The following is a 22,369-nucleotide window of genomic DNA, read 5'->3' as shown; positions in this document are numbered from 1 at the left end:
ATGGGAGGAGCTATGAAACGAAAATTACACTACGCTTGGATTATCGTATTTGTGACATTTTTGACGCTGTTGGCGGTTCAGGGAGTCCGCCTTTCTTTCGGCGCCTTTATTCAGCCGTGGGAGGAAGAATTTTCGCTGGACAGGGGCACCATTTCGCTTATTTCCATGCTGAGCTTTATCGTCTATGGGGCCTCACAGCCTTTGATCGGCAGGCTGGTCGACAAGTTCGGCCCGAGGATCGTATTATCCTTCAGCACGCTCCTTGTGGGCTTGAGCATCTTTTTTACATATCTCGTCACCGCCCCTTGGCAGCTGTTTATTTTGTACGGGATCATCGCTTCGCTCGGGGTCGGTGGAGCGTCAAATGTCGCTTCAACCGTTATTGTGACCAATTGGTTCAATGAGAAGCGCGGACTTGCATTCGGGATTATGGAAGCGGGGTTCGGCGCGGGGCAGATGCTTCTTGTGCCGGGGTCTTTAATGCTGATTCACTGGTTCAACTGGAAGGTGACCGTCATCGTCCTTGGAATCTTTTTAATCCTGATCGTGTTTCCGATCGTTTTATTGTTTTTACGAAACGAACCGGCAGAAAAAAACCTGCTGCCGATCGGCGGCGCCAATGCGGAAGAAACGAAAGACGAACCATCCGGCAAGGCGAAAAAAGTTCCGTACCGGGCCGTCTTTTTGAACAAAAAATTTTGGTTTCTGATTTTGCCGTTTTTCATTTGCGGGTTTACGACAACCGGATTAATGGATACGCACCTGATCCCTTTTTCTCATGATCACGGCTTTTCAACCGAAGTCACCAGTGCCGCCGTCAGCCTGCTGGCCGGATTTAACATCATCGGCATTTTAATATCCGGAGTTGTCGCAGACCGCTGGAGCAGCCGAAAAATCCTCTGTTTTCTATACGCCGTGAGGGCGCTGTCCCTTGTCATTCTGCTGACAAGCCATCAGCCGCTGCTCCTTCTTGTGTTCGCGGTATTGTTCGGCCTGGTCGACTTTGCGACTGTCGCGCCGACGCAAATGCTCGCCACGCAGTATTTCAGACAGTATTCTGTCGGCTTTATTCTCGGCTGGCTGTTTCTCAGCCATCAAATCGGCTCGGCGCTCGGGGCTTATCTGCCCGGTGTATGGTACAGCCAGACAGGCAGCTACAATCCGTCCTTCTACTTGTCAATCATCATTTTGGCGGGAGCGAGCATTTTGAACATCTTGCTGCCCGAACCGCAAAAGGTGAACCGGATACCGGAAAATCAAACAACGTCCATCGAGCAAAACTGATCATAATAAAAACCTGTTTTTGCCCTATCAAAAACAGGTTTTTACTTTGCAATTAAATGATTTCATTATGAAACTTTATTTTTATTGTATATATCAAAAGCGACGGCAACGAGAAGAACGAGCCCTTTAATAGCCTGCTGCCAGTCGATGCCGAGGCCGAGCAGGGACATGCCGTTGTTCATGACGCCCATGACGAGGCCGCCGATAATCGCCCCGCCGATCGTGCCGATTCCGCCGTAGGCTGAGGCGCCGCCGATGAAGCAGGCCGCGATGGCATCAAGCTCAAACAGGTTCCCCGCTTTCGGCGTTGCCGCATTTAAGCGCGCTGCAAAGATCAGCCCCGAAAGCGCGGCCAAGACTCCCATGTTGACAAAGACGAGGAACGTCAGCCGTTTCGTTTTGATTCCGGACAGCTCGGCAGCTTTTTCGTTCCCGCCGATCGCATAGATTCTCCGTCCGACGACCGTTTTTTTCATGACAAAGGTATAGCCCGCAATCAGTACAAACAGCGTGACCAAAATGAGCGGAATGCCTTCATAGGTTGCGAGAATATAAGTAAACAGATTGATGATCGCGATGATAAACAATACTTTGACGGCAAACAGCCCTTTTCCCTGAATGTCGAATTGATATGTTTTCTGCATCCTTCTTTGCTGAAGCTGATATATAAGATAAAACACAGAGACCCCGATCCCGATAACGATTGTCGTCAGATGAAGCATGCCTCCGTTCAGCCAGTCCGGGATAAAACCCGAGGCCATCCTTTGAAAAGAAATGGGGAACGGCGCGATCGACTTGCCTTCAAGAACGATCATCGTCAGCCCCCTGAACAGGAGCATCCCCGCGAGCGTGACGATAAATGCCGGAATCTTCACATAAGCGATCCAAAAGCCCTGCCAGGCGCCGATCGCGGCTCCCAATAAAAGCGACAGCACGACGGCGGCAGAAAGCGGCATGTCATTCTGGATGATCATCATCGCTGATACGGCGCCGACAAATGCGGCGACCGAACCGACCGATAAATCGATATGTCCTGTGATAATGACAAGCATCATGCCGATCGCCAAAATAAGAATATAGCTGTTTTGCAATACGAGATTGGTAATATTCAACGGCCTGAGCAATATCCCGTCCGTCAAGATTTGAAAGAGCAGCATGATCAATACGAGCGCAATCACCATGCTGTATTTCCTGATATTCTGTTTATACATGGCGGCCAGCAGCTGAAGGTATCCGGGCTGCGCCCGGTCTTTATCGGTTTGCACCGGTGTCTGCATACGCCTCTCCCCCTTTCTCCGTGCGGATGGTCATGTATTTCATCAGCCGCTCCTGGTCGGCATCTTCTTTGGCAAATTCCGCAGTGATCGCACCCTCGCACATCGTATAGATCCGGTCGCACATTCCGAGCAGTTCGGGAAGTTCTGATGAAATGATGATCACCGCTTTTCCTTCCTCGGCCAGCTGATTGATGATCGCGTAGATTTCGTATTTGGCGCCGACATCAATCCCCCGTGTCGGTTCATCGAGAATTAAAATATCGGGCTCTGCAAAGATCCACTTGCTCAGCATGACCTTCTGCTGATTTCCCCCGCTTAAATTTCCCGTTTGCTGATACACGCACGGCGTCTTGATGTTTAATTTTTTGCGGAAATCTTCTGCTTCATGCTTTTCTTTCCGCTCATCCAGCACCATGCGGTGAGACACTCTTTCCAGTTTTGCAAGGGTGATGTTTTCTTTAATGCTGTTCATTAATATCAGGCCGTTTCCTTTGCGGTCTTCGGTCACATAAACGATGCCGTTTTTGATGGCATCCTCGGTATTTTTGATGTTTAGTTCCCGGCCGTCTTTTGTGAGCGTGCCGGAAATGTTTTTCCCGTAAGAGCGGCCGAAAATGCTCATGGCAAGCTCTGTTCTGCCCGCCCCCATCAATCCGGCGATCCCTGCGATCTCGCCTTTTCTGACGGACAGATTGGCGTTTTTGACGACTTTCCGCTCCTGCCTGAGAGGATGATGGACGGTCCAGTCTTTCGCTTCAAATATGACCTGACCGATACGTGCGTTTCTATCGGGATAGCGGTTTTGCAGTTCACGGCCGACCATGCCCTTGATGATCCGGTTTTCCGTCAATTCTCCGCTTTTCACGTCAAGGGTTTCAATCGTCTGACCGTCCCTGAGCACTGTAATCGAATCCGCTACCTTCGTAATTTCATTTAATTTATGAGAAATCATAATCGAGGAAATCCCCTGCCGTTTCAGCTCCAATAAAAGCTGAAGCAAATTCTCGCTGTCTGACTCGTTCAAAGCGGCAGTCGGCTCATCCAAAATCAACAGCTGCACTTTTTTAGCGAGCGCTTTCGCAATTTCCACCAGTTGCTGTTTTCCGACGCCGATTTGCGAAATCAGCGTGTCGGGCGATTCATGAAGGCCGACCTTTTTCATCAATTCGAGCGTTTCCTGCTTTGTTTTCCGCCAGTTGATGACCCCTCTTTTTGCCTGTTCATTTCCTAAAAACAGATTTTCCGCAATGGAAAGCTCAGGAATCAGCGCAAGCTCCTGGTGAATGATAACGATTCCCGCTTCCTCGCTTTGCTTAATATTCTTAAACCGGCAGACTTCCCCTTTGTATAAAATATCACCTGTATACGTTCCGTAAGGATATACGCCGCTTAACACCTTCATCAGCGTCGATTTTCCGGCGCCATTTTCCCCGCACAGCGCATGGATTTCGCCCGATTTGACGCGCAGGTTAACACTTTTAAGCGCTTTGACGCCCGGAAACTCTTTTGTGATGCCTCTCATCTCCAAAATGACATCCGGCATGACGTCACTTCCCTAATTCCGATTCTTTATAGTAACCGCTTTCGACCAAAACCTTTTTGTAGTTCTCTTTATCGACGACGACAGGCTCAAGCAAATAAGACGGGACGACTTTTTTTCCGTTGTCATACGTCTTTGTATCATTGACCTCGGCTTTTTTGCCCTTTAAGACCGATGTCGTCATCTCGACGGCCTTCTTCGCCAGCTCTCTCGTATCTTTAAAGATCGTTGACGTCTGCTCGCCTTTCATGATCGAATTGACCGAAGCAAGCTCTGCATCCTGTCCGGTGATGACCGGCAGCGGCTTTTTATCCGTTCCGTAGCCGGCTCCCTTTAACGATGAAATGATACCGATGCTGATCCCGTCATACGGCGAAAGCACTGCATCCAGCTTCGCCTTTGTATAATGGGCGCTCAGCAGATTGTCCATCCGCGCTTGGGCGGTCGCGCCGTCCCATCTTAATGTTGCTCCTTGCTCAAACGAGGTCTGGCCGCTTAAGACCTTCAGCTTCCCGGAATCGATATAAGGCTTCAAAACAGACATGGCACCGTCAAAGAAAAAGTGCGCATTATTATCGTCGGGCGATCCGGCGAATAGTTCAATATTAAACGGGCCTTTTCCGTCTTTTAAGCCGAGCTTTTCTTCGATATATTTGCCTTGAAGCTCGCCGACTTTGTGATTGTCAAATGTCGCATAGTAGTCGACATGTTCGCTGTTCATGAGAAGTCTGTCGTAAGAAATGACTTTGATATCCTGTTTGCTCGCTTTTTCGAGGACATCTGTCAGCGCTTCCCCGTCAATCGAAGCGATCACGAGGACATTGACGCCTTTCGTAATCATGTTTTCAATTTGTGATACCTGGTTTTCGACCACGTCTTCCGCATATTGAAGATCCGTTTTATACCCGAGCTTTTCAAACTCTTTCACCATGTACTTCCCGTCATACACCCAGCGTTCCGAAGATTTCGTCGGCATCGAAATTCCGACATAGCCTTTCTCTTTCCCTCCGCTCGCCTGATTGCCCGAGCAGGCGGCAACCGTTAGACAAAGCAACAGCAATGCAGTCAACAGCCAGCATTTCTTCACGCTTCATATCCCCCTTTTCATTTCTCCCATCGTGAATCAAGCCAACTGTACCATTTCCCGCAATATCCGTCTTTTGAATTAATTAACTATTTTTATAAAAATCAGACTTTTTTAAAGCGCTTACATTATGATTTTCTACCCGTTTGTTCAATTCCCGACATACGGCGGTACTGATTCGGCGTTACCCCGATCGTTTTTTTAAAAACGGTGCTGAAATAGTGCTGTGTATCATACCCGGTTTGCTCTGCGATATCATGAATCGGCAATGACGTCGTTTTCAAAAGGTGAACCGCTTTTTGCATGCGCATCTCCGTCAGCAGCTGCACAAACGTCATCCCGAGCTCACGCTTCATCATCCGGCTCAAATAGACGGACGAGACTTGCAAGGCATCTGCCGTCTGCATTAAAGAAAAATCCCTTTCAGCAAAATGCTCTTGCATATATTCCTTGGCGCGGGCCACAACCGGTGATCCCCTGAAAGACCGTGCCGCCTGTTCCCTGCAAAATTGATATGCTTCAGGTACGGTTTGCTCCCTTTCGGCAAGATTGATGAAGCAGGAGGAAACACCGGACTGCAACCCGTTCTTCATCATCTCCTCAAACGCCCTCTGTTCTTTTTCCGTCAGGATGCGCCATAAACAAACTCCTACAAGATGACCGTCTCCGAAAACAACGGCTGCTTCAGACTCTTCCTTGAAAAAACGTTCCGCTTTTTCTTTCACATGATTCGGCTTGATCGAAACATTCCCGGTGCTGACGACGCCGAGCATGTCCGGTATCCGCGGCGGAAGCCGGAGGCTCTCGAGCTGTGCGCAGACTTCCTCTTCGCGAATCTGCCCTTTTACCCAATGTTGAAACACATGCTCTTTCAAAAGGCTGAGATTTTTTTGAATATGCAATTGGTCGCGCTGCTTCTTTTTTTCGGCGGCAAGCGAGCTGCTGATATTCTGAAGCACTTTGTCGAGCTGGCCCGGTTCCACAGGCTTTAGCAAATAATCATCGACCTGTAAACGAATCGCTTCCTGGGCGTATGAAAACTGATCATAGCCTGTCACGATGACAAACCGGCACAGCGGCAGCGCCTGGCGCAGCTTCTTCATCAGCGTCAAACCGTTTACGGTCGGCATGTTCAAGTCGACGATCAATAAATCGATCGAATGTTTAAGGGCGAGCTCAAAGGCTTCCTCTCCATTTTCCGCCTCAGCCGCCACCTCCATGCGGTACCGCTCCCATGAAACGGCATCGCGTATCCCCTCCCTGATCCAAGGCTCATCATCAGCAATTAATACGCGCCATTCTTCACTCAAGTGCATTCACTCCCTTTTAAAATCGGCAGCCGGATTGTAACGGAGGTTCCCGCTCCTTTTTGGCTTTCGACCGTTAAACCGTACGGCTCCCCGAAAGTAAGGAGAATCCGTTCATGAACATTGATCATTCCGTAGCCTGCCGTGCTTCCCCCCATTTTCAACTGTCTGGAAATACGCGCTAATGCAGAAACATCCATTCCGGCTCCGTCATCTTCAACGCGTATGAACAGACAGCCGTCTGCTTCCTCTCCTTTGATGCTGATATGCCCCGGCTCCTTCTTTTCTTTAATGCCGTGATAAATCGCGTTTTCCACAATGGGCTGAAGGACGAGTTTGAGGATAAAGCGCTCACCCTCTATTGCAGGCGGAACAATCGAATAATTCAGCTTATCCCGGTATCTCGCTTTTTGGATTTTCAAATAGTTTTCAACATGGGCGAATTCGTCCGATAAAGGAATGATGTCCCGGCCCTTGCTTAACGATATGCGAAACAGCTTTGATAAAGCCTGCACCAAATCTGTCACCTCATGCGCACCTTTTTTTCTCGCCATCCAGTTGATCGTATCCAGGGTGTTGTATAGAAAATGGGGATTGATTTGCGCCTGCAAAGCTCTTAATTCAGCCTCCCGTTTTTGCCGCTCCTGTCTTTCGGTTAATGTCATCAGCTCTTTGATTCTGAGCATCAAGCTGTTGAAGCTTCTTCCCAAAAGGCCGATTTCATCCTGCCTGTCCTCTTCGTAAAGCGTCGAAAAGTCTCCGCCTTCTGCTTTTTGCATAAAAGAATTCAGCTTCAAAATCGGCTTTGACATCGAATGGGACAAATAATAGGAAGCCGTTATTCCCAAAAACGCTGCCGTAAGCAAAAACAGCATTACGTATAAGTGGATTTCCTTCACTTCAAAGACCGGTTCACCCGTTTTAAAGACGCCGATCGTCGTCCAGTTCGTAAAACCGGAAGTCTCATAAATAAACTGATATTCCTCTCCTTTGATCCGCTTCGTAAAGTCCCCCGAGCTTTTCCTTTGAAACCACTTCTTCGGCAAAAACAGCTGCGAAGATTCCGGTGAATAAATATTGCCGCCGTTTTCATCCATAATCAGCAAATAACCCGTTTTTCCCAAACGGATATTTTTCGTCGCTTCAGCGAGCACCCTCAGCTTCAGATCGATTAAAATGACGCCTTTGACACGCTGTGTCTCTGGATCGATCACGGCTCTGACGGCTGTGACGACTTCGTCTTCCCCGTAGCCGACATGGCTTCTGATATTCCGGTTAACGGGCTTTCCGATCATCTTGAAAATCCCTTCATTCTTCACGGCCTCCCGATACCACGGCTCCTCCGTCAAATCGGTCTTTGTCCGTTCATACATCTCATTGCTGATCATGTCCCCTCTGTCATTGACAACGAGAATGCCCGCCGCTTCAGAGTATAAAGAAGTCAGCCCCTGCAAAAACGTCCGCCGCATATAATCCGCTTCACCGTCTTCTTTTTGATGATGAAAAAACGCTTCCATTTCGTCATTCGTCGAAATCAAATATGTCAGGTTCTGCATGTGGCTGACATAGACCTCTGTCGTCTTATTCACTTCGCCGATTAATTGCAGCGTATGGTCGATCACCTGTTTTTCGATGATGCTTTCAACCGCCCACCCCGACAGAATGCCAAGACCGATCGACGGCAGCATGCTGATCAAAAGCAAAAGGCTGATCAGCTTATAGCGGATCGGTGCATTGTTGATCGCAAGCTTAATCATTCGCATAGTAGGATTCTACATTTTCCTTTGTGATAATCGTAATGCCCGTATCGATCGACGACGGAAGCGGGCGTGCGGTTTTCATGCCAGGCGGGAAATGGCGGCTCGAAAGGAACAGCATATGAAGCGACCAGTAGCCCATCTGCCACGTGTCCTGGCCGAGGGTTGCGGCAATCGATCCATCTTTGATGCCGTCCAGCGTTTTTTTGTCTTTATCAAAGCCGATGATGCTGACTTTTCCTGTCAATCCGGCGGATTTCACAGCCTGTGCCACCCCGCTGGCGCCATTCGCTTCAGTCGTGAAAATCCCTTTAATGTGCGGATTTTTCTTCAATAATGCTTCAGCCTGTTTTTTCGAAGCGAGTTCATCCCCTTTTCCGTCGAGAACCGCAGCAACCTTCATCTCCGGATAGCTCTGTTCGATCGTTTTCTTAAAGCCCTTCGTCCTTTCCTGATGATTGTATTGATGAGGCTGGGTGATCACGGCCGTTTCCCCTTTTCCTTTCAAAAGCTTCGCCATTTTATGGGCGGCCTCGGCGCCGGCTTCCCTGTTATTCGTGCCGATGTACGTCGAAGCATTGCTCCCCGGAGCGTCTGAATCAAAAAGAACGATTGGAATCCCCTGTTCGTGCGCTTTATTGATAACGGAATCGAGCACCTTCGGATCAATCGCCGAAACCGCGATCCCCGCCGGTTTTTTGGCGATCACCTGCTCCAGCACGGTCATTTGTTCATGGGCATCATAGTGAGCCGCACCTCGGTATTCGACAGACACATTGAAAAGCTGTGCAGCATCTTCAAAGCCTTTCAAACCGCTTTTCCAATATTCAATCCCGGACTGAAACGTCACCATCACGAACTTTTCCGACAGACTTCCTGTTAAAAGCCCGCCTCCTTCATCTGAAGGGGCTTTTTCGCCGCGGGAATAATTGTAGACATAAACAAAAAACAAACAAAGCAAGACCGCATATACCATCAGCAGCTTTTTCATCTTCATCCCCCTGTTGATACAGGAAACAAGACAGCGGTTTCAAACGGTTCGATTTCAGCATTATATTTTCCATAGCTTCTGATACAGACGTTGGAGAAGTCTTTGTCCCCTTTTTCCTCTTTGTGTATATGAAACACCTAAACTATTTGACATTTCGGGTGAAAAACCTTGTTCGGCCATTTTTTTCTTAACACAACCTTAAATTTCTCGAAAAAGTAAATAAATATCATAACAGAAGGACTAGGTCTTAAGGTCTATACATTGGTTGATAGAGTGCAGATTACTGGAAGTTTCAGCATTTCCATATTACACGCGATTTTCAGGGTCATGGTAACGGTTCATTTTTCCTATTCAACTTATTTATACCATGTAGTAACATTAAAAAGGTCCTTTTTCGAATAACTACCAATATGCCATTTGAATCAAGTCATTAGGAGGTGGCAGATCATGATCATCTGGGAAAAAACGAAGCTATTTACCATGCAAGGCACGCTCAACATCAAAAAAGAAGAGCTGGTACAGCTGAAAAATTGCGAAACCGAGCTGAAAGGCGTAAGAGAGGAATTTAACGATTCGAAAAGCAGCATCAAAAAGCCAGGACTTTCTGCGAAAACGTGGCAGGGCAGTCTTGCCGACTCTTTTAAAGACGTCAGAAATGATATGAAATCAGCCTATGACGATATTTGCGGTAAACAATTTGATGATCTGTTTGAAAAATTAAACGAGGGCATCAAATCATTAAACAGCGAAATCGACTCGCTCGGCAAAGATATCAGCTCACTTCATACAAAGATTGAAAAGCTGGAAAAAGAAGCGAAAAAAGCTCACCACTAAAGGAGTCTGAGAACATGAGCCAAGAAATCAAAGTCAAAACTGGTGAAGTCAAACAAGCACTCTCAAAGCTGAAGCATTCGGCACACGCGCTCAAGCCAAGTGTTCCGACGGACATTAAAGGCCAAAATAAGCTCGATGTCGCCGACAAAATCGAAGACATGAACAAAGACTTAAAAAAGCTGACAACAGCCTACGCTTCAGCGCTCTCAAAACAAATCGCCCAAACCGAATCAGCCGTAGAGATGGTGAAAGATACAGACAAAAAGCTGGCATCATCGATGAAAGCAAAATAGAAGGAAGGGAATCGCATTGAAAACATTAGATGTCCAGGCCTTTCAAAAAGGCCTTGATCAAACGCTCTCAGAATTGAAAAATCAGAAAGACGACATTTCAAAAGTCAAGCAAAGCGTCAAAGGCATCACCTCTCTCGACGACGCTTTAAAAGGCGCAGGCGGCGAAGCGATCCGTTCCTTCTATGAAGAGTGCCACACGACTTTTCTTCTTTTTTATGAATCTTTTATTTCCGACTATAAAGGACTTTTAGAAAAGACGAAAAGTGCGCTTCATTCCCTGGAACCCAACCAAGACGGATTCATCTCACAGAGCTTTCTCGAAAACGAACTCCATGACGGCGTCAGCCAGGCTGAATCGCTGACAGCAAGACTGACGGCAAAAGCCAATCAGACAGCCGCCACAGTCAGCCACATTGTCAGCCTCCCCACCTTAGATGACACCGCCGTCAACGAAAACGCCAAAAAAGCCCAAAGACAAATCAGCGACACGCTCGAAAAGCTCCACACCTTTGACCGTGAACAGACGAAAGCGTTGGAAGCGGCGAGGCAAGATTTGGACACGATGATGCAGTATGTCGAGCAGCTGGAGAAGATGTATACGGGGCCGAGGATTGAGATTCAGGATTATCAGAGCGGGTCGGTATTGGCACAAAAGAGTAAAACGAGCGACAGTTCAACAATAGATGGGATTGACGATAGCCCAATGCAACGAATGCTGGAAAAGATCATAAAAAACAGTGATCAAACATCTTCTGAAGATGAAAAAGAAGTTAAAAGCAGTTCAAAAAAGAAAAATGAAAAAATTGAATATACATATGATAAGAGCGGTCTTTTAGGATTCTATGGAGCAGGTAATGTGTATGGATCTGTAAAAGTAGATGGGGGATTAACAATTAAAGGCGAGTTAAGCTTATTCGACACAAATAAAGCATTTAGAGACAAAGGGATGTCCGAAAAGCCTACTTCCTTTAAAGCAATAGATGCGAAGTTCACCACCACAATCCCCAAACTTCAAGATACACCAAAATATATTTTAGCTGGAGAAACAGTCGGTTCAAAAATAGAAGTGATATAATAGACGCAGAAATTGGACATGAAAAATCCCCAGTTTCTTTTGAAGCCAAATTTGGTCATGCGCAGGCAAATGCAAACATTTCCGAATACACTGCTTCCATAGGAGGCGAAGCAAGTGTTGCTGAGGCTGAGATAACCGTAAATCCTTTAAATTGGTTTGGTTATGAACCGTTAAAAGAATGGTTCAACATTGATATAGATCCCTATGTTGGTTTAGGTGTTTCTATAGGAAGTGTAGGGGTTGGGGGCAGTGTCGGTTTGGAAAATGAAATCTATGCGGCAGATGGCGTCGGTTTATCATTCAAGTTTGGGGCTAAATTAGAGGAAGAATAGGAGAGTCAAGATGACGAATGATACTGATTTTTTTGCAAAACGAATAAATTCAGCAATCATTGTTGCTTCATTGTTGGGACCATTTGCTTGGTTATGTATGCTAATAATTTTAACTGTACTAACAACTCAAGAGCATATGCCAATTAAAATTTTCATGGATTGTGTATTACAAATATCTTTCTTTTTCTTAGTGATACCTTTATGTCTGCATATCTACAGAAAAAAAGTATTACTTAAAAAACATCCTCATCTAGCTAAGAAAAAACGACAACGTTAGGAGCCTATTAGATGACAGAAGTTAAGCAAGAATATAAGTGGCTGCCAATTGGCAGCATTGTCAAACTAAAAAACATTAAAAAAGCCGTAATGGTGTACGGCCGCGATCAAATTCAATCTTCAAGCAAAAAAAATTTTGATTACGTTTCAGTACCATACCCTGAAGGAAATATTACCGAAGAATTCAATCTATTTTTCAATCATAACATGATTGAAGAGGTATTATTTGAAGGTTTTATCAATGATGAAGAAATCATGATGCAAAAAAAACTAAACAAAAAACGAAAAAAACCTTCAGACGCTGATGAGGTGTAACTTTTGTCTAAATTCCTAATAAAGCGAAGGAATAAGGTTATTCTTATTGTTTATCTTATTTTTTTATTTGGCATTACTGCTTCAACTTTAGTGATTCCAGCACTTGATTTTAGAGGAAAGATATTTATACTTTGCTTTAATTTTCTTTCAGCCACAGGTTTCGCCTTTCTAATCTACATTGTTTTGAATAGGATAATGAAAGACTGAGCATCTCCACCGGGATGCTTTCTCTTTATGCTGATTTTGAACAGCAGAGGTACTAAATTCCTGAAATTAAAAGAAATTTTAAACCAGATACATACGAGGACTCTGCCAACCGTCAATATAAATTATGTTGTTAATTGAATCATATGTTAAAAACAAGAATATTTAACGCTCATGTGAACGATATGAAAAAATGATTTATCTCAACCCTGAAAATCCGTCCCAAAAAATAACAAATCTATTCGTTTTCCTTCTTGTAGGTACCGGTTATTTTGTTTGCAGACGTCTTCAAAGATATAACTGGTTCTTAAGAAAACTATATTTCGCTCTTTACCTGCTCGGAAAAGGAATTATAAGTATCGTGATCTTCTATATTTTATCTTCAATTCTTCATTTTATTTTTAGAGTTTAAATCAAATTCAAGACTGGAGAGATAGAAATGCGCAAATTTTTACAAAAACCGAGAAACAAAGCGATCTTTGGCGTCTATCTGTTTTTCGTGTGCGGTTCCCTTATCACCATTCCCTTTAACCCCGAAATGGGCTGGGGGGAAAAACTGTTTATGATCTGTTTTAATATCATTTCAGCGACGATATTCGCGTTTATCTTTTATGTCTTGTTAAATAAACTGATGAAAGATGAAGACCGCAAACATCCGGCAGACCCTGAAAGAAACGGGATCAACCAGGTCATTTGGAAAAAGTACAAAAAGCCGCTGATCCTGTTTTTTTATTTTGGAGGCTTGTTTGCCGTCTGTGGGGCTGTCCTTCCCATGCCGATGTATACCGTTGCTGAAAAGCTCGTGATCCTTTTGATCGCCATTGTTTTGCTCACAATAGGCTGTATCCTGGCTTATAAAGTGACGAATAAAATGCTGCAGAAATAATTGAAAGGACCATGGCATACCATGGTCCTTTTCTTCATTTCCTTAATTCCTCCAGCGTTTCCTCCCACCGCTTTAAAACGGCGGCCTCATCCTTTAACTCAATCTGAACCCCGGAGATGATGTCTGCGTATTTTGCGATGTCTTCCCGGGCCGCTTCGACGGTGCCTGAAAATCGTGCTCTCGGATGTTTCGCATCTTTTAGTTCGGGCAGTTCGGACAATGACAGCCTGACATAATGGGCTTTGCCTTTCCAGCATGTGACGAGCATCGCCCGGCCTGTTCGGGCGATGTTTGCAGTTGTTTTCGTGCCTTGCCAGAGAGCCAGGCGGACATCGGTCTCGTTCAGGGCGAGGATTTCGCCGGCGCTGATCATGGCGGTGTGGGGCCAGCCGTCTTCTGTGACGGTTTGCAGCATCATCGCTTCACACCGTTTAGAAGCGAGGTTTTTGCCGTCCAGCAGCTCCAGCAGTTCGCGTGATATTTGAGATGGCATGCCGGACACCCGCCTTTAGTATTTTCGTTTCGGAACGGCCGGAACTTGGACGGCCGTTTCGACTTCGGCCGGATCGATTTTAAACGACGGATTGTATTTTTCCGGGTTTGTGATCGTCTCAGGCTCTGATGATCTCCATGTGAAAAAGCAGTGCTGGCATTGGTAGACTTCCCATGCACCTTCTACCGGAGACTTGCTGACGGTTTCCGCTTTTTTCGAATCACAGCGTGGACATGTATGCATAGTAAAACACTCTCCTATCTTATCGATGTAGTAGATCCATTAATTTCTTTTCCCATTCCTTCGTGTTGACAGGGGAATCGAGCGGCTGTGAATAGTGCCCTCTTGTTTCCGGCGCAACAGGTGTTGTGGCATCCAGGATCATTTTGTGGGTAATACCCGCCGGTTCAGAACCTGGATCAAGCGCCAGGACGGATAGATCCGGGATGATCACTGCATCGTGTTTTGGATGCATTTTCGTCGATAGCGCCCACATAACCTGCGGAAGGTTAAACGGATCGACGTCTTCGTCAACGACGATCACCATTTTGCAGTAGCCGAGGCCGTGCGGAGTTGTCAGCGCGCGCATGCCGACTGCTTTAGCGAATCCGCCGTAGCGGCTTTTTGTTGAGACAATGGCGATCAAACCGTGCGTATACATCGCGTTTACCGCGACAATTTCATTCGGATATGCCTCTTTTAGCTGCTGGTAGAGCGGCACACATGTATTAATGCCGACCATGTAGTCAACCTCAGTCCAAGGCATGCCTAAATAAAGGTGTTCAAAAATCGGGTTGTTGCGGTGGTAGACGCGTTTGATTTTGATGATCGGCATGCTGCGTCCGCCTGAATAGTGGCCGGTAAACTCGCCGAACGGACCTTCATACTCCCGTTCGCCCGCCAGAATTTCACCTTCGAGAACCACTTCCGCTCCCCATGGGATATCTAAATCAGACAGTTTTGATTTGACGATTTTGTAAGGTTCGCCTTGCAATGCGCCTGCCATTTCGTATTCCGATTGATCGTATAATAGCGGTGTGGATGCCGCTGTTGTAATGACCGGCTCACAGCCGAGCGCAATCGTAACAGGCAGGTTTTCGCCGCGTTCTTCAGCCTGGCGCAAGTGGATCGCAATGTCATGCTGAGGGACGGGCTGAATGCCGAGGCGGTCTTTTCCTTTTACCTGCAGTCTGTATATGCCGACATTTTGCTTGCCGAAGTGTTCCGGATCTTCAACGTCTCTGGAAATAACGCAGGCCTTGTCTAAATAAAAGCCGCCATCGCCCTGATTGATGCGGAAGAGCGGCAGTATGTCAAACAGGTTGATGTCTTCTGTGATTTCGTTTTCGTGAAACGGCGCCGTCTCCTCTCTTTGCACCTTGACAGGAAACTGGTCATAGCGGCGCGCAAATTCAAAGAATTGTTCTTTGACGGGCGTGTCTTTTGGAAGGCCCAGCATCAACGCGTGGTTCGGCCAGGAACCGATGACATTCAGCGCGATTTGAGCATTGTTGTAGCCGTAAATATTGTTGAATAAAAGAGCGGGCGACTTGTCTCCGAGGTTGTTGGCGGCGCGTGCGGCGGCTCCCAAATCGGGTTCCGGCTTCACCTCTTCCTGAACTTCAAGAAGCTGTCCTTCTTTTTTCAGCGTGTTTAAAAAATCTCTAAAGTCTTGATATGCCATTCTGTTGTCCTCCTTATGTCTTCTGTTTCATTCCTTCCCAGCGCTTTGCATCGGACAGATGGATCCCAAATTGGTCCAGCGTCCGGAATACGATATGGTCGACCATTTCAGTCAAGTTTTGGGGATGGTTATAAAAAGCCGGCATGGGCGAGAGAATCATCGCCCCCATTTTGGTCAGCTCAAGCATGTTTTCGAGATGGATTTGGTTGAGCGGGGTTTCCCTTGTTAACAGAACGAGTTTTTTCCGTTCCTTTAGCATGACATCCGCCGAACGGGTCAAAAGATTGTCCGCCAGCCCCGTGCGGATGCCGGCCAATGTTTTCATGCTGCACGGAGCTACAATCATTCCGTCCGTTTGAAAGGAACCGCTCGAAATACGGGCTCCCTGGTCTTTATGGGAATACGTAAAAGAAGCGAGCGCCTCTAAATCCTTTACGGTGTACCCCGTTTCATGCCGGATTGTTGCGCCGGCCCACGGAGAGATGACAAGATGCGTCTCAACGCCGGCTTTATTCAGCCAATCCAGCATCCGCACGCCAAAAACGGCGCCCGTTGCACCCGTTATTCCGACAATGATCTTCATATGCGTCCTCCTTTCTCTTCTGTGATGCCTCCAATTCAAATGATACGCCTCTAATTACCATATTGAAAATATCTATAATATCTATATATAATACTTTTAAGGTATAAAAAGGAGTGTTCCCGAAAATGGATATCCGTCAGTTGAAATACTTTGTCACGATTGCGGAGGAAGGAAAAATTACAGCGGCGGCAAAGCAGCTGCATATCGCCCAGCCGCCGCTTTCCAGACAGTTGAAGCAATTGGAGGAAGAACTCGGAGTCGTGCTATTCGACCGCAACAAAAAGAAGAGTCTGACACTGACCTATGAAGGGGAAGTTTTTTATAAAAGGGCGAAAGACATTTTGCATAAGCTTCGGGATTCGATTCTCGAAGTGCAGGAATTGCGCGAGGAAGTCGCCGGAACGCTTGCCGTCGGCTCAACGATCTACTGTGCCGCGCTTTTGTTGTCAAAAGTGTCGCAGATCAGAGAGAAATATCCCAGCCTGCTGTTTAATATTTGGGAGGGAGAGCCCTCACGGCTTCACAAACTGCTGGAAAACCGGCAGATTGACGCGGCTATTACGACAACTCCTTTTTACAGCAAAAACGTCGAATCGAAAAGTCTTCCCGACATCCCCTGCAAGCTTGTCCTTCCGGGAAATCAATCATACGGCCTCAGCGGGAAAGCCGACATGAAAGAAATTTCAAAACTGCCGTTAATCCTGCTTAGGCCGTCAGATGGAAAAGGTATATACGACAAGGTCGTCGAAGCTTTTCAAAAATCAGGCGCAGAGCCGAAGGTCGTCTGCGAGTGCCATGACTCCACAACGCTCCTCAGCCTCGTCACCTCGGGGTTCGGGGCGACGATTCTGCCGCTATCGATGCTGCCTGAGCATTTTGCCCGGCACGTTCAGACGCTGGAGATAAAAGACAACCCGTTTATTTTGACACCGTCGGTCGTCTGGCGGGCAAACAGCTTTTTGCCGAAGCCTGTGAAGGAGTTTTTGGCTTTGTTTTAAGAACATTTAGTTACCGATAGATAAAGCCTGTATCGCAGATTACCGATACAGGCTTTTTTTGAACATTTCTTCTTCCACTAACGCGGAAGCGGCTCTGCCAATATGACAGCTCCGTATTTTTGCATCCTGAGGATTTAATAAAAGCGGGCGGCTTCGGTTTTTTAATCTTTTTTCCATCACTTCTGCCATCTGTCTCGAATTTGGATTTCCTTCATTTTGTAATTGATCAATGATATTCATATAATCCGTTTCATTTCGGTTCTGACTTAATTTATATGCTGCCTGAATTTCTCCCACCTTAATCTTGAATCCAACAATACCTTTCAGTTGACTTTCTAAGAGTTGAGGAGAAAGTTTGTCCCATAAAATTGGATGTTCTCGATGTTTTTCGTATTTTTCCATCATGATTGTTAATTCCTCTACTAATTCATCTTTCTCTAAAATGCTTGCTTTACCATATACATGGACGGCTTGATAATTCCATGTTGGTACTTCTTCATGCGCATACCAAGAAGAAGAAATGTAAGCGTGCGGCCCCTGAAACATAACAAGCACATCTTCACAGGATTCAAATGTTCTCCACTGGGGATTTCCATAAGCCACATGCCCAGTAATATAGCAATCATCACCTTTTTTATTTAATCCCAATGGCAAATGAGTGGCAATCGGTTTCCCTCGTTCTGTCGTGACAATCGTGCCAAAAGAGTTTTCTTGTACAAAGTCCCAAATTTCATCAGCATTTGTAACCTTATAATATTTTGGAATATACATAATCATCCCCTCCCCTTTAAAAAAAGTTATATGATTGTTTTCGTCATGATAAAATCCGTTTGTTCTTCATCGCCCATATAAAAAGAATGGGCTCCAGTTTGAACAAACCCCATTTTCTTGTAAAAAGCGATCGCATTTTCATTTTTTTCCCACACGCCTAGCCAGACTTTCTTTTTGTTGAACTCCTGTGCGATTTCCAAAGCTTTATTTAGCAGATATTTACCAAGCCCGTGTTTTTGAAAATTGTTCTTTATATAAATCCTCTCGATTTCAAGTGATTCATCACCCATCTCTTCAGACTGGGCATCATTGATATTGACCTTTAAATATCCGGCGACTTCATTATGATAATAAACAAAAAAGAATTGAGAAAAACTATTGGATAGTTCTGTTTCTAACTGTTTTAAGTTAAACGCCCTTTCCAAATAGGCATTCATATTTTCGGGTGAATTTTGATGCTTAAATGTCTCATTAAATGTTTCATAACTAATTTCTTGAAGTTTGCGCAAATCCTCACGGGTACACTTTTTTATATTGATCGTCATTTCAATATGGCGCTCCTTTATCAATAGTTTCTCTTGTTTCCCTTTTTTACAAATTCCCAGTCTTTTTCTATATTTTTTCTTACTCTTTGAAGAAGATTGAAAATGGTTTCCGCTTCTTCTTCGGAAAATCCCGCTAATGCGACACGATTCGAATGAACATTTTCTCTTTTTATAAAAGGAAATACCTCTTTTCCCTTTTCTGTTGGATAAAGTTTTTTTATTTTTTTGTTGTATTCATCATCTTTCCTTTCAATAAAGCCCTTCATTTCCAGTTTTTTTATTGCACGGGCTGCGGTTGTCCGGTCTACTTTAATCATTTCGGCCAACTTTTCTTGAATGATTCCCGGGTTTTCGCAGATTCGGACAAGGTACAAATATTGCCCTTTTGTAAGGTTATGTTCTTTAAACTCGATATTGCTTATAGAATCCAATGCCCTGGCAATCATTCCAATTTCACGAAGAATTTCCTTCATAATGACCTCCATAGTACATATTTTAGTTGCAAATACAATAAAAATGGCGTACATTTAATATAACCCAAATTTGTTGCATTCGCAATAAAAATCATAGTGAAGAGGTCGAGCAAAGTGAAATATGTTTTTTATGTATTGGGAATTTTAATACTAACCCTTGGTATTTCTTTCACGGTCCAATCAGACCTTGGAGCTTCACCTTTTGACGCACTTTTGGTGGGACTGTCCGTAAATGCGGGGCTGAATGTCGGAAGTTGGGAAATCATTATAGCTTTCATGTTGATATGTTGTAATTCAATTTTAAAAAGACAAAGACCGGAAGTGTTGGGGTTGTTGACAGCATGTATAACGGGTATCGGCATTGATATGTGGCTTTTTTTATTGCACTTTTTTGTAACACCGGACCGATGGTACAGCAAAGTTGTTTGTTTTGGAATCGGCTTAGTTGTTATCGGATTAGGAACAGCAACATATTTGCACGCAAATTTTGCACCGGTTCCAACTGACCGATTAACATTAATCATACAAGAATTAACTGGAACAAATCTGTTTTTTTCGAGAACATTCATTTACCTCGTATTCTTGGTTATGGCAGTGGTTTTCAATGGACCAATCGGCGTTGGAACTTTGCTAACCGTATGTTTAGGGGGGCTAATACTTAATTACTGTATGCCTTTTACTAAAAGAATATTAGACCGCATATTAACACACTCTCGTCCATCACCAAATGATAGAAAAGATTGTTCGAAAAGAGAAAAAGCCCCTTCGCACACATAGCCAAAGGAGAACTTGTTTGCTCAGGAATTAAAACCGTCCTTTGAAGAGAAGATCAAAAAGGCTGCCGATTTTCACGGCAGCCTGAAGCACATGATGCGCTCTTGTTGTTTACAGCAGTTTTTTTCCCAGCAGCGACTCGACCAGTTCGACGGCCGCTTCGCCGGTTTTGTTTTTATGGTCCAATATCGGGTTGACTTCGACGAATTCGGCGGACGTGATGATATCTGCGTCATAAAGCATTTCCATCGCCAAATGGCTCTCCCTGTAGCTGATGCCGCCGACGACCGGCGTTCCGACTCCCGGCGCATCGTTTGGATCAAGCCCGTCTAAATCGAGGCTTAAATGGATGCCGTCACAGTCCGCTGACAAATATTCAATCGTCTCCTCGATGACCCGCGTCATCCCTAAACGGTCGATTTCATGCATCGTATACACCTTCATGCCCGTTTTGCGGATATATTCGCGCTCTCCTTCATCAAGGGAGCGGGCGCCGATGATGACGACGTGCTCCGGCTTGATTTTCGGCGCATAGCCGTGAAGATTGACGAGCTTTTCATCACCCAGGCCGAGACTTACGGCCAGCGGCATGCCGTGGATATTGCCGGACGGCGACGTTTCGATGGTGTTCAAATCTCCATGCGCATCATACCAGATCACGCCGAGCTGCTGAGAATGCTTTGCAACGCCGGTCAAAGTCCCGATAGCAATGCTGTGGTCTCCCCCTAACACGAGCGGGAAGCGGCCTTTTTCGATGACATGGTCGACAATATCGGCCAATTTTTGATTGCCTTCCAAAACAGATGCCAAATTTTTTAATCCCTCATCATGTTTAGGCTGATCGCGGTTGATCGGCACATCCCCGAGATCCTCGATATCGTACCCCAAATCGGTTATCCGTTCGACAATGCTTGCGTAGCGGATGGCGCTCGGTCCCATATCGACGCCGCGCCTTGCCTGTCCCAAATCCATCGGCATTCCAATCAGAGAAATCTGTTTGTTCATCAGCCATCACCTCATCGTTCGTTTTGTTTTTGCAGTACCATAAAGCTTTCTTCTTCGTGCGGCTTTGCCGCGCGGCGCTTTTTAACAAAAAAATGATAGACGATATAGCAGCATAACATAAATACGACTCCGCAGATCAATGCCATTCTCTGCTCTGAATCAAAGGCAAGGCTCACAAGCACGGTGCTGTTTAAAATAAATCCTACAAGCGGCAACACCGGATAGAGCGGCGTTTTGAATTTCAAATCCTCGACCTTTCCGCCTTCTTTTATATACCGTTTCCGGAACAGCAGCTGTGACAGCGTGATCGTGATCCAGCCGATTTGCGCACTCAGTCCCGCCAGCGACAGCATCAGCATATACAGCGTTTCAGCTTTGATAAACTTCGAGAAAAGCGACAATCCGGCAAAGCCCAAGGTTATCAAGAGCGCATTCATCGGAATGCCTCTTTTATTGACTCTGCTTAACGAAACAGGGGCCATCCCTTGTTCAGCCATCGAATAAAGCATCCGCGTCGATGCATATAAGCCCGAATTAGCAACCGATAACAGCGCGATTAAAATGACAAAATTCATCAAATCGGCGGCATATGGAATCCCGATTTGATCAAAAACGACGACGAACGGACTTTTCACGACTCCTGCCTGTTTCCACGGAATCAATCCCGCAAGCACGAACACAGACAGGCCGAAAAACACAAGCGTCCGCCAAACCGTTTGTTTAATAGAGCGCGGCACCGTCTTTTCCGGATTTTCGCTCTCCCCCGCCGCAATTCCGATCAGTTCTGTTCCCTGGAAGGCAAAGTTGACCGTGATCATCGTAATAAATACGGCGCTTAAACCGTTTGGTAAAATACCGTTTTCGACGAAATTGGAGAAAAACGGTGCAGGCTGTCCGCCTTTCATGTCAATCAATCCGAACATGGCTCCGCCGCCTAAAATGATAAAAAGAATAATTACGATGATCTTGATGCCTGACAGCCAAAACTCCGCCTCACCGAAAGCCTTTGCCGACAGGGCATTCAGCAAAAACAGCAGCCCGCAAAAAATCAGGCACCAAATCCAGGCGCTCGTATTGGGAAACCACCGATTCATCAGCTGTCCCGCGGATAGAAATTCCAAAGCCGCTGTGACCGCCCAGCCGAGCCAATAAATCCAGCCGACGGCAAATCCTGTCGCCGGTCCGATAAACTTAGTCGCATACGTTTGAAAAGAGCCTGAGACGGGCATTGCCACCGCAAGCTCGCCGAGACATAACATTGTGAAATACATGATCAGCCCGCCCGCCAAATAGGAGAGGATCGCTCCAACGGGTCCGGCTTGACTGATCGTAAAGCCGGTTCCCATAAAAAAACCGGTACCGATCACGCCGCCGAGCGAGATCATAAATAAATGCCTCGATTTCATCGTCCTTTTCAATGTGTGTTGTTGATCTTTTTCATGGTTCAAACCTTTCACACCCTTCAAATACTTCTCCCTGTATTATGCACCCCTTATGCGTCTACCTGATACTAAAATCCCTTAAATCCGACAAAATCATTATTTTTAAAATCTTCTGAATCATTCCCTTATATTTCAATTTTTGACAA

At 45.7% G+C, this 22,369-nt stretch carries 23 protein-coding genes and 1 pseudogene; 9 read left to right on the top strand and 15 right to left on the bottom strand.

Features of this window, described 5'->3' with window-relative positions; genetic code table 11:
* Positions 1-12 precede the first annotated feature (12 nt).
* Entirely contained in the window at positions 13-1,284 is a 1,272-nt protein-coding gene (locus NSQ39_RS02455; protein ID WP_046133054.1) for an MFS transporter, read from the top strand.
* Between the two features lie 65 nt (positions 1,285-1,349).
* On the opposite strand, the gene mmsB is transcribed toward NSQ39_RS02455, so the two are convergent.
* The 6 genes from mmsB to NSQ39_RS02425 all read right to left on the bottom strand — a co-directional run bounded on the left by mmsB (position 1,350) and on the right by NSQ39_RS02425 (position 9,240).
* Complete coding sequence (mmsB, locus tag NSQ39_RS02450) at positions 1,350-2,561, bottom strand: multiple monosaccharide ABC transporter permease (RefSeq protein WP_046133055.1); 1,212 nt, start codon at positions 2,559-2,561, stop codon at positions 1,350-1,352.
* Positions 2,536-4,104, bottom strand: a complete 1,569-nt coding sequence (gene mmsA, locus NSQ39_RS02445) for a multiple monosaccharide ABC transporter ATP-binding protein (RefSeq protein ID WP_046133056.1) — start codon at positions 4,102-4,104, stop codon at positions 2,536-2,538. The genes mmsB and mmsA overlap by 26 nt, the downstream gene beginning before the upstream one ends.
* Positions 4,105-4,108: 4 nt before the next feature.
* Positions 4,109-5,188, bottom strand: a complete 1,080-nt coding sequence (gene chvE / locus NSQ39_RS02440; protein ID WP_046133057.1) for a multiple monosaccharide ABC transporter substrate-binding protein — start codon at positions 5,186-5,188, stop codon at positions 4,109-4,111.
* Positions 5,189-5,313: 125 nt separating this feature from the next.
* Positions 5,314-6,501, bottom strand: a complete 1,188-nt coding sequence (locus tag NSQ39_RS02435; RefSeq protein ID WP_435868487.1) for a response regulator transcription factor — start codon at positions 6,499-6,501, stop codon at positions 5,314-5,316.
* A complete protein-coding gene (locus tag NSQ39_RS02430; protein WP_046133059.1) occupies positions 6,492-8,255 on the bottom strand; it encodes a cache domain-containing sensor histidine kinase in 1,764 nt (587 codons plus the stop codon). Before NSQ39_RS02430 ends, NSQ39_RS02435 begins: the two co-directional genes overlap by 10 nt.
* Complete coding sequence (locus NSQ39_RS02425) at positions 8,242-9,240, bottom strand: substrate-binding domain-containing protein (protein ID WP_341014091.1); 999 nt, start codon at positions 9,238-9,240, stop codon at positions 8,242-8,244. Before NSQ39_RS02425 ends, NSQ39_RS02430 begins: the two co-directional genes overlap by 14 nt.
* 447 nt (positions 9,241-9,687) lie before the next feature.
* On the opposite strand from NSQ39_RS02425, the gene NSQ39_RS02420 reads away from it, so the two are divergent.
* The 6 genes from NSQ39_RS02420 to NSQ39_RS02395 all read left to right on the top strand — a co-directional run bounded on the left by NSQ39_RS02420 (position 9,688) and on the right by NSQ39_RS02395 (position 13,455).
* A complete protein-coding gene (locus NSQ39_RS02420; RefSeq protein WP_202049170.1) occupies positions 9,688-10,074 on the top strand; it encodes a YwqH-like family protein in 387 nt (128 codons plus the stop codon).
* A 14-nt stretch (positions 10,075-10,088) separates the two neighbouring features.
* A complete protein-coding gene (locus tag NSQ39_RS02415) occupies positions 10,089-10,367 on the top strand; it encodes a YwqI/YxiC family protein (RefSeq protein ID WP_175075202.1) in 279 nt (92 codons plus the stop codon).
* Positions 10,368-10,440: 73 nt separating this feature from the next.
* Positions 10,441-11,442: a ribonuclease YeeF family protein gene (locus tag NSQ39_RS02410; RefSeq protein WP_445662404.1), complete on the top strand. Its 1,002-nt coding sequence runs from the start codon at positions 10,441-10,443 to the stop codon at positions 11,440-11,442.
* Between the two features lie 342 nt (positions 11,443-11,784).
* Positions 11,785-12,051 carry a hypothetical protein gene (locus NSQ39_RS02405; protein WP_046133062.1) on the top strand — a complete coding sequence of 89 codons (267 nt, stop codon included), beginning with the start codon at positions 11,785-11,787 and terminating at the stop codon, positions 12,049-12,051.
* A gap of 11 nt (positions 12,052-12,062) precedes the next feature.
* Positions 12,063-12,365 (top strand): DUF4176 domain-containing protein, encoded by a 303-nt coding sequence (locus NSQ39_RS02400; protein ID WP_046133063.1) that lies wholly within the window; start codon positions 12,063-12,065, stop codon positions 12,363-12,365.
* A 643-nt stretch (positions 12,366-13,008) separates the two neighbouring features.
* Entirely contained in the window at positions 13,009-13,455 is a 447-nt protein-coding gene (locus tag NSQ39_RS02395; RefSeq protein ID WP_046133064.1) for a hypothetical protein, read from the top strand.
* Positions 13,456-13,489: 34 nt separating this feature from the next.
* On the opposite strand, the gene NSQ39_RS02390 is transcribed toward NSQ39_RS02395, so the two are convergent.
* Genes NSQ39_RS02390 through NSQ39_RS02375 form a run of 4 tightly spaced genes read right to left on the bottom strand, consistent with a single transcriptional unit; the run spans position 13,490 to position 16,215 of the window.
* Positions 13,490-13,948, bottom strand: coding sequence for a pyridoxamine 5'-phosphate oxidase family protein (locus NSQ39_RS02390; protein ID WP_046130954.1), 459 nt, complete (start codon positions 13,946-13,948; stop codon positions 13,490-13,492).
* A 15-nt stretch (positions 13,949-13,963) separates the two neighbouring features.
* On the bottom strand, positions 13,964-14,191 hold the full coding sequence (locus NSQ39_RS02385; protein ID WP_046130953.1) for a non-oxidative hydroxyarylic acid decarboxylases subunit D: 228 nt from the start codon (positions 14,189-14,191) through the stop codon (positions 13,964-13,966).
* Between the two features lie 19 nt (positions 14,192-14,210).
* Positions 14,211-15,632: a non-oxidative hydroxyarylic acid decarboxylases subunit C gene (locus tag NSQ39_RS02380; protein WP_046130952.1), complete on the bottom strand. Its 1,422-nt coding sequence runs from the start codon at positions 15,630-15,632 to the stop codon at positions 14,211-14,213.
* A gap of 13 nt (positions 15,633-15,645) precedes the next feature.
* Entirely contained in the window at positions 15,646-16,215 is a 570-nt protein-coding gene (locus NSQ39_RS02375) for a UbiX family flavin prenyltransferase (protein ID WP_175075204.1), read from the bottom strand.
* Between the two features lie 125 nt (positions 16,216-16,340).
* Between NSQ39_RS02375 and NSQ39_RS02370 the strand changes: the two genes are divergently transcribed.
* Entirely contained in the window at positions 16,341-17,213 is an 873-nt protein-coding gene (locus NSQ39_RS02370) for a LysR family transcriptional regulator (RefSeq protein ID WP_046130950.1), read from the top strand.
* 153 nt (positions 17,214-17,366) lie between these two features.
* On the opposite strand, the pseudogene NSQ39_RS02365 reads toward NSQ39_RS02370, so the two are convergent.
* The 3 genes and pseudogenes from NSQ39_RS02365 to NSQ39_RS02355 form a co-directional block, all read right to left on the bottom strand.
* Positions 17,367-17,984, bottom strand: a pseudogene (locus NSQ39_RS02365) (FMN-binding negative transcriptional regulator); the annotation flags it as partial.
* 26 nt (positions 17,985-18,010) lie between these two features.
* Positions 18,011-18,529: a GNAT family N-acetyltransferase gene (locus tag NSQ39_RS02360; RefSeq protein ID WP_046130958.1), complete on the bottom strand. Its 519-nt coding sequence runs from the start codon at positions 18,527-18,529 to the stop codon at positions 18,011-18,013.
* 20 nt (positions 18,530-18,549) lie between these two features.
* On the bottom strand, positions 18,550-19,002 hold the full coding sequence (locus NSQ39_RS02355; protein WP_046130949.1) for a MarR family winged helix-turn-helix transcriptional regulator: 453 nt from the start codon (positions 19,000-19,002) through the stop codon (positions 18,550-18,552).
* Positions 19,003-19,116: 114 nt separating this feature from the next.
* Here NSQ39_RS02355 and NSQ39_RS02350 point away from each other — a divergent pair, with 114 nt between their 5' ends.
* Positions 19,117-19,779, top strand: coding sequence for a YczE/YyaS/YitT family protein (locus NSQ39_RS02350; protein ID WP_341014089.1), 663 nt, complete (start codon positions 19,117-19,119; stop codon positions 19,777-19,779).
* Positions 19,780-19,887: 108 nt separating this feature from the next.
* Here NSQ39_RS02350 and rocF read toward each other — a convergent pair whose 3' ends face one another.
* Both rocF and NSQ39_RS02340 read right to left on the bottom strand, forming a co-directional pair.
* On the bottom strand, positions 19,888-20,781 hold the full coding sequence (rocF, locus tag NSQ39_RS02345; protein ID WP_341014088.1) for an arginase: 894 nt from the start codon (positions 20,779-20,781) through the stop codon (positions 19,888-19,890).
* An 11-nt stretch (positions 20,782-20,792) separates the two neighbouring features.
* Entirely contained in the window at positions 20,793-22,187 is a 1,395-nt protein-coding gene (locus tag NSQ39_RS02340) for an amino acid permease (protein ID WP_373688003.1), read from the bottom strand.
* Between the last annotated feature and the right edge of the window lie 182 nt (positions 22,188-22,369).

Source organism: Bacillus sp. FSL W8-0848 (assembly GCF_038007805.1).
In the GTDB taxonomy this organism is placed as follows: Bacteria; Bacillota; Bacilli; order Bacillales; family Bacillaceae; genus Bacillus; species Bacillus glycinifermentans.
This window is presented reverse-complemented; position numbering and strand designations above follow the sequence as displayed.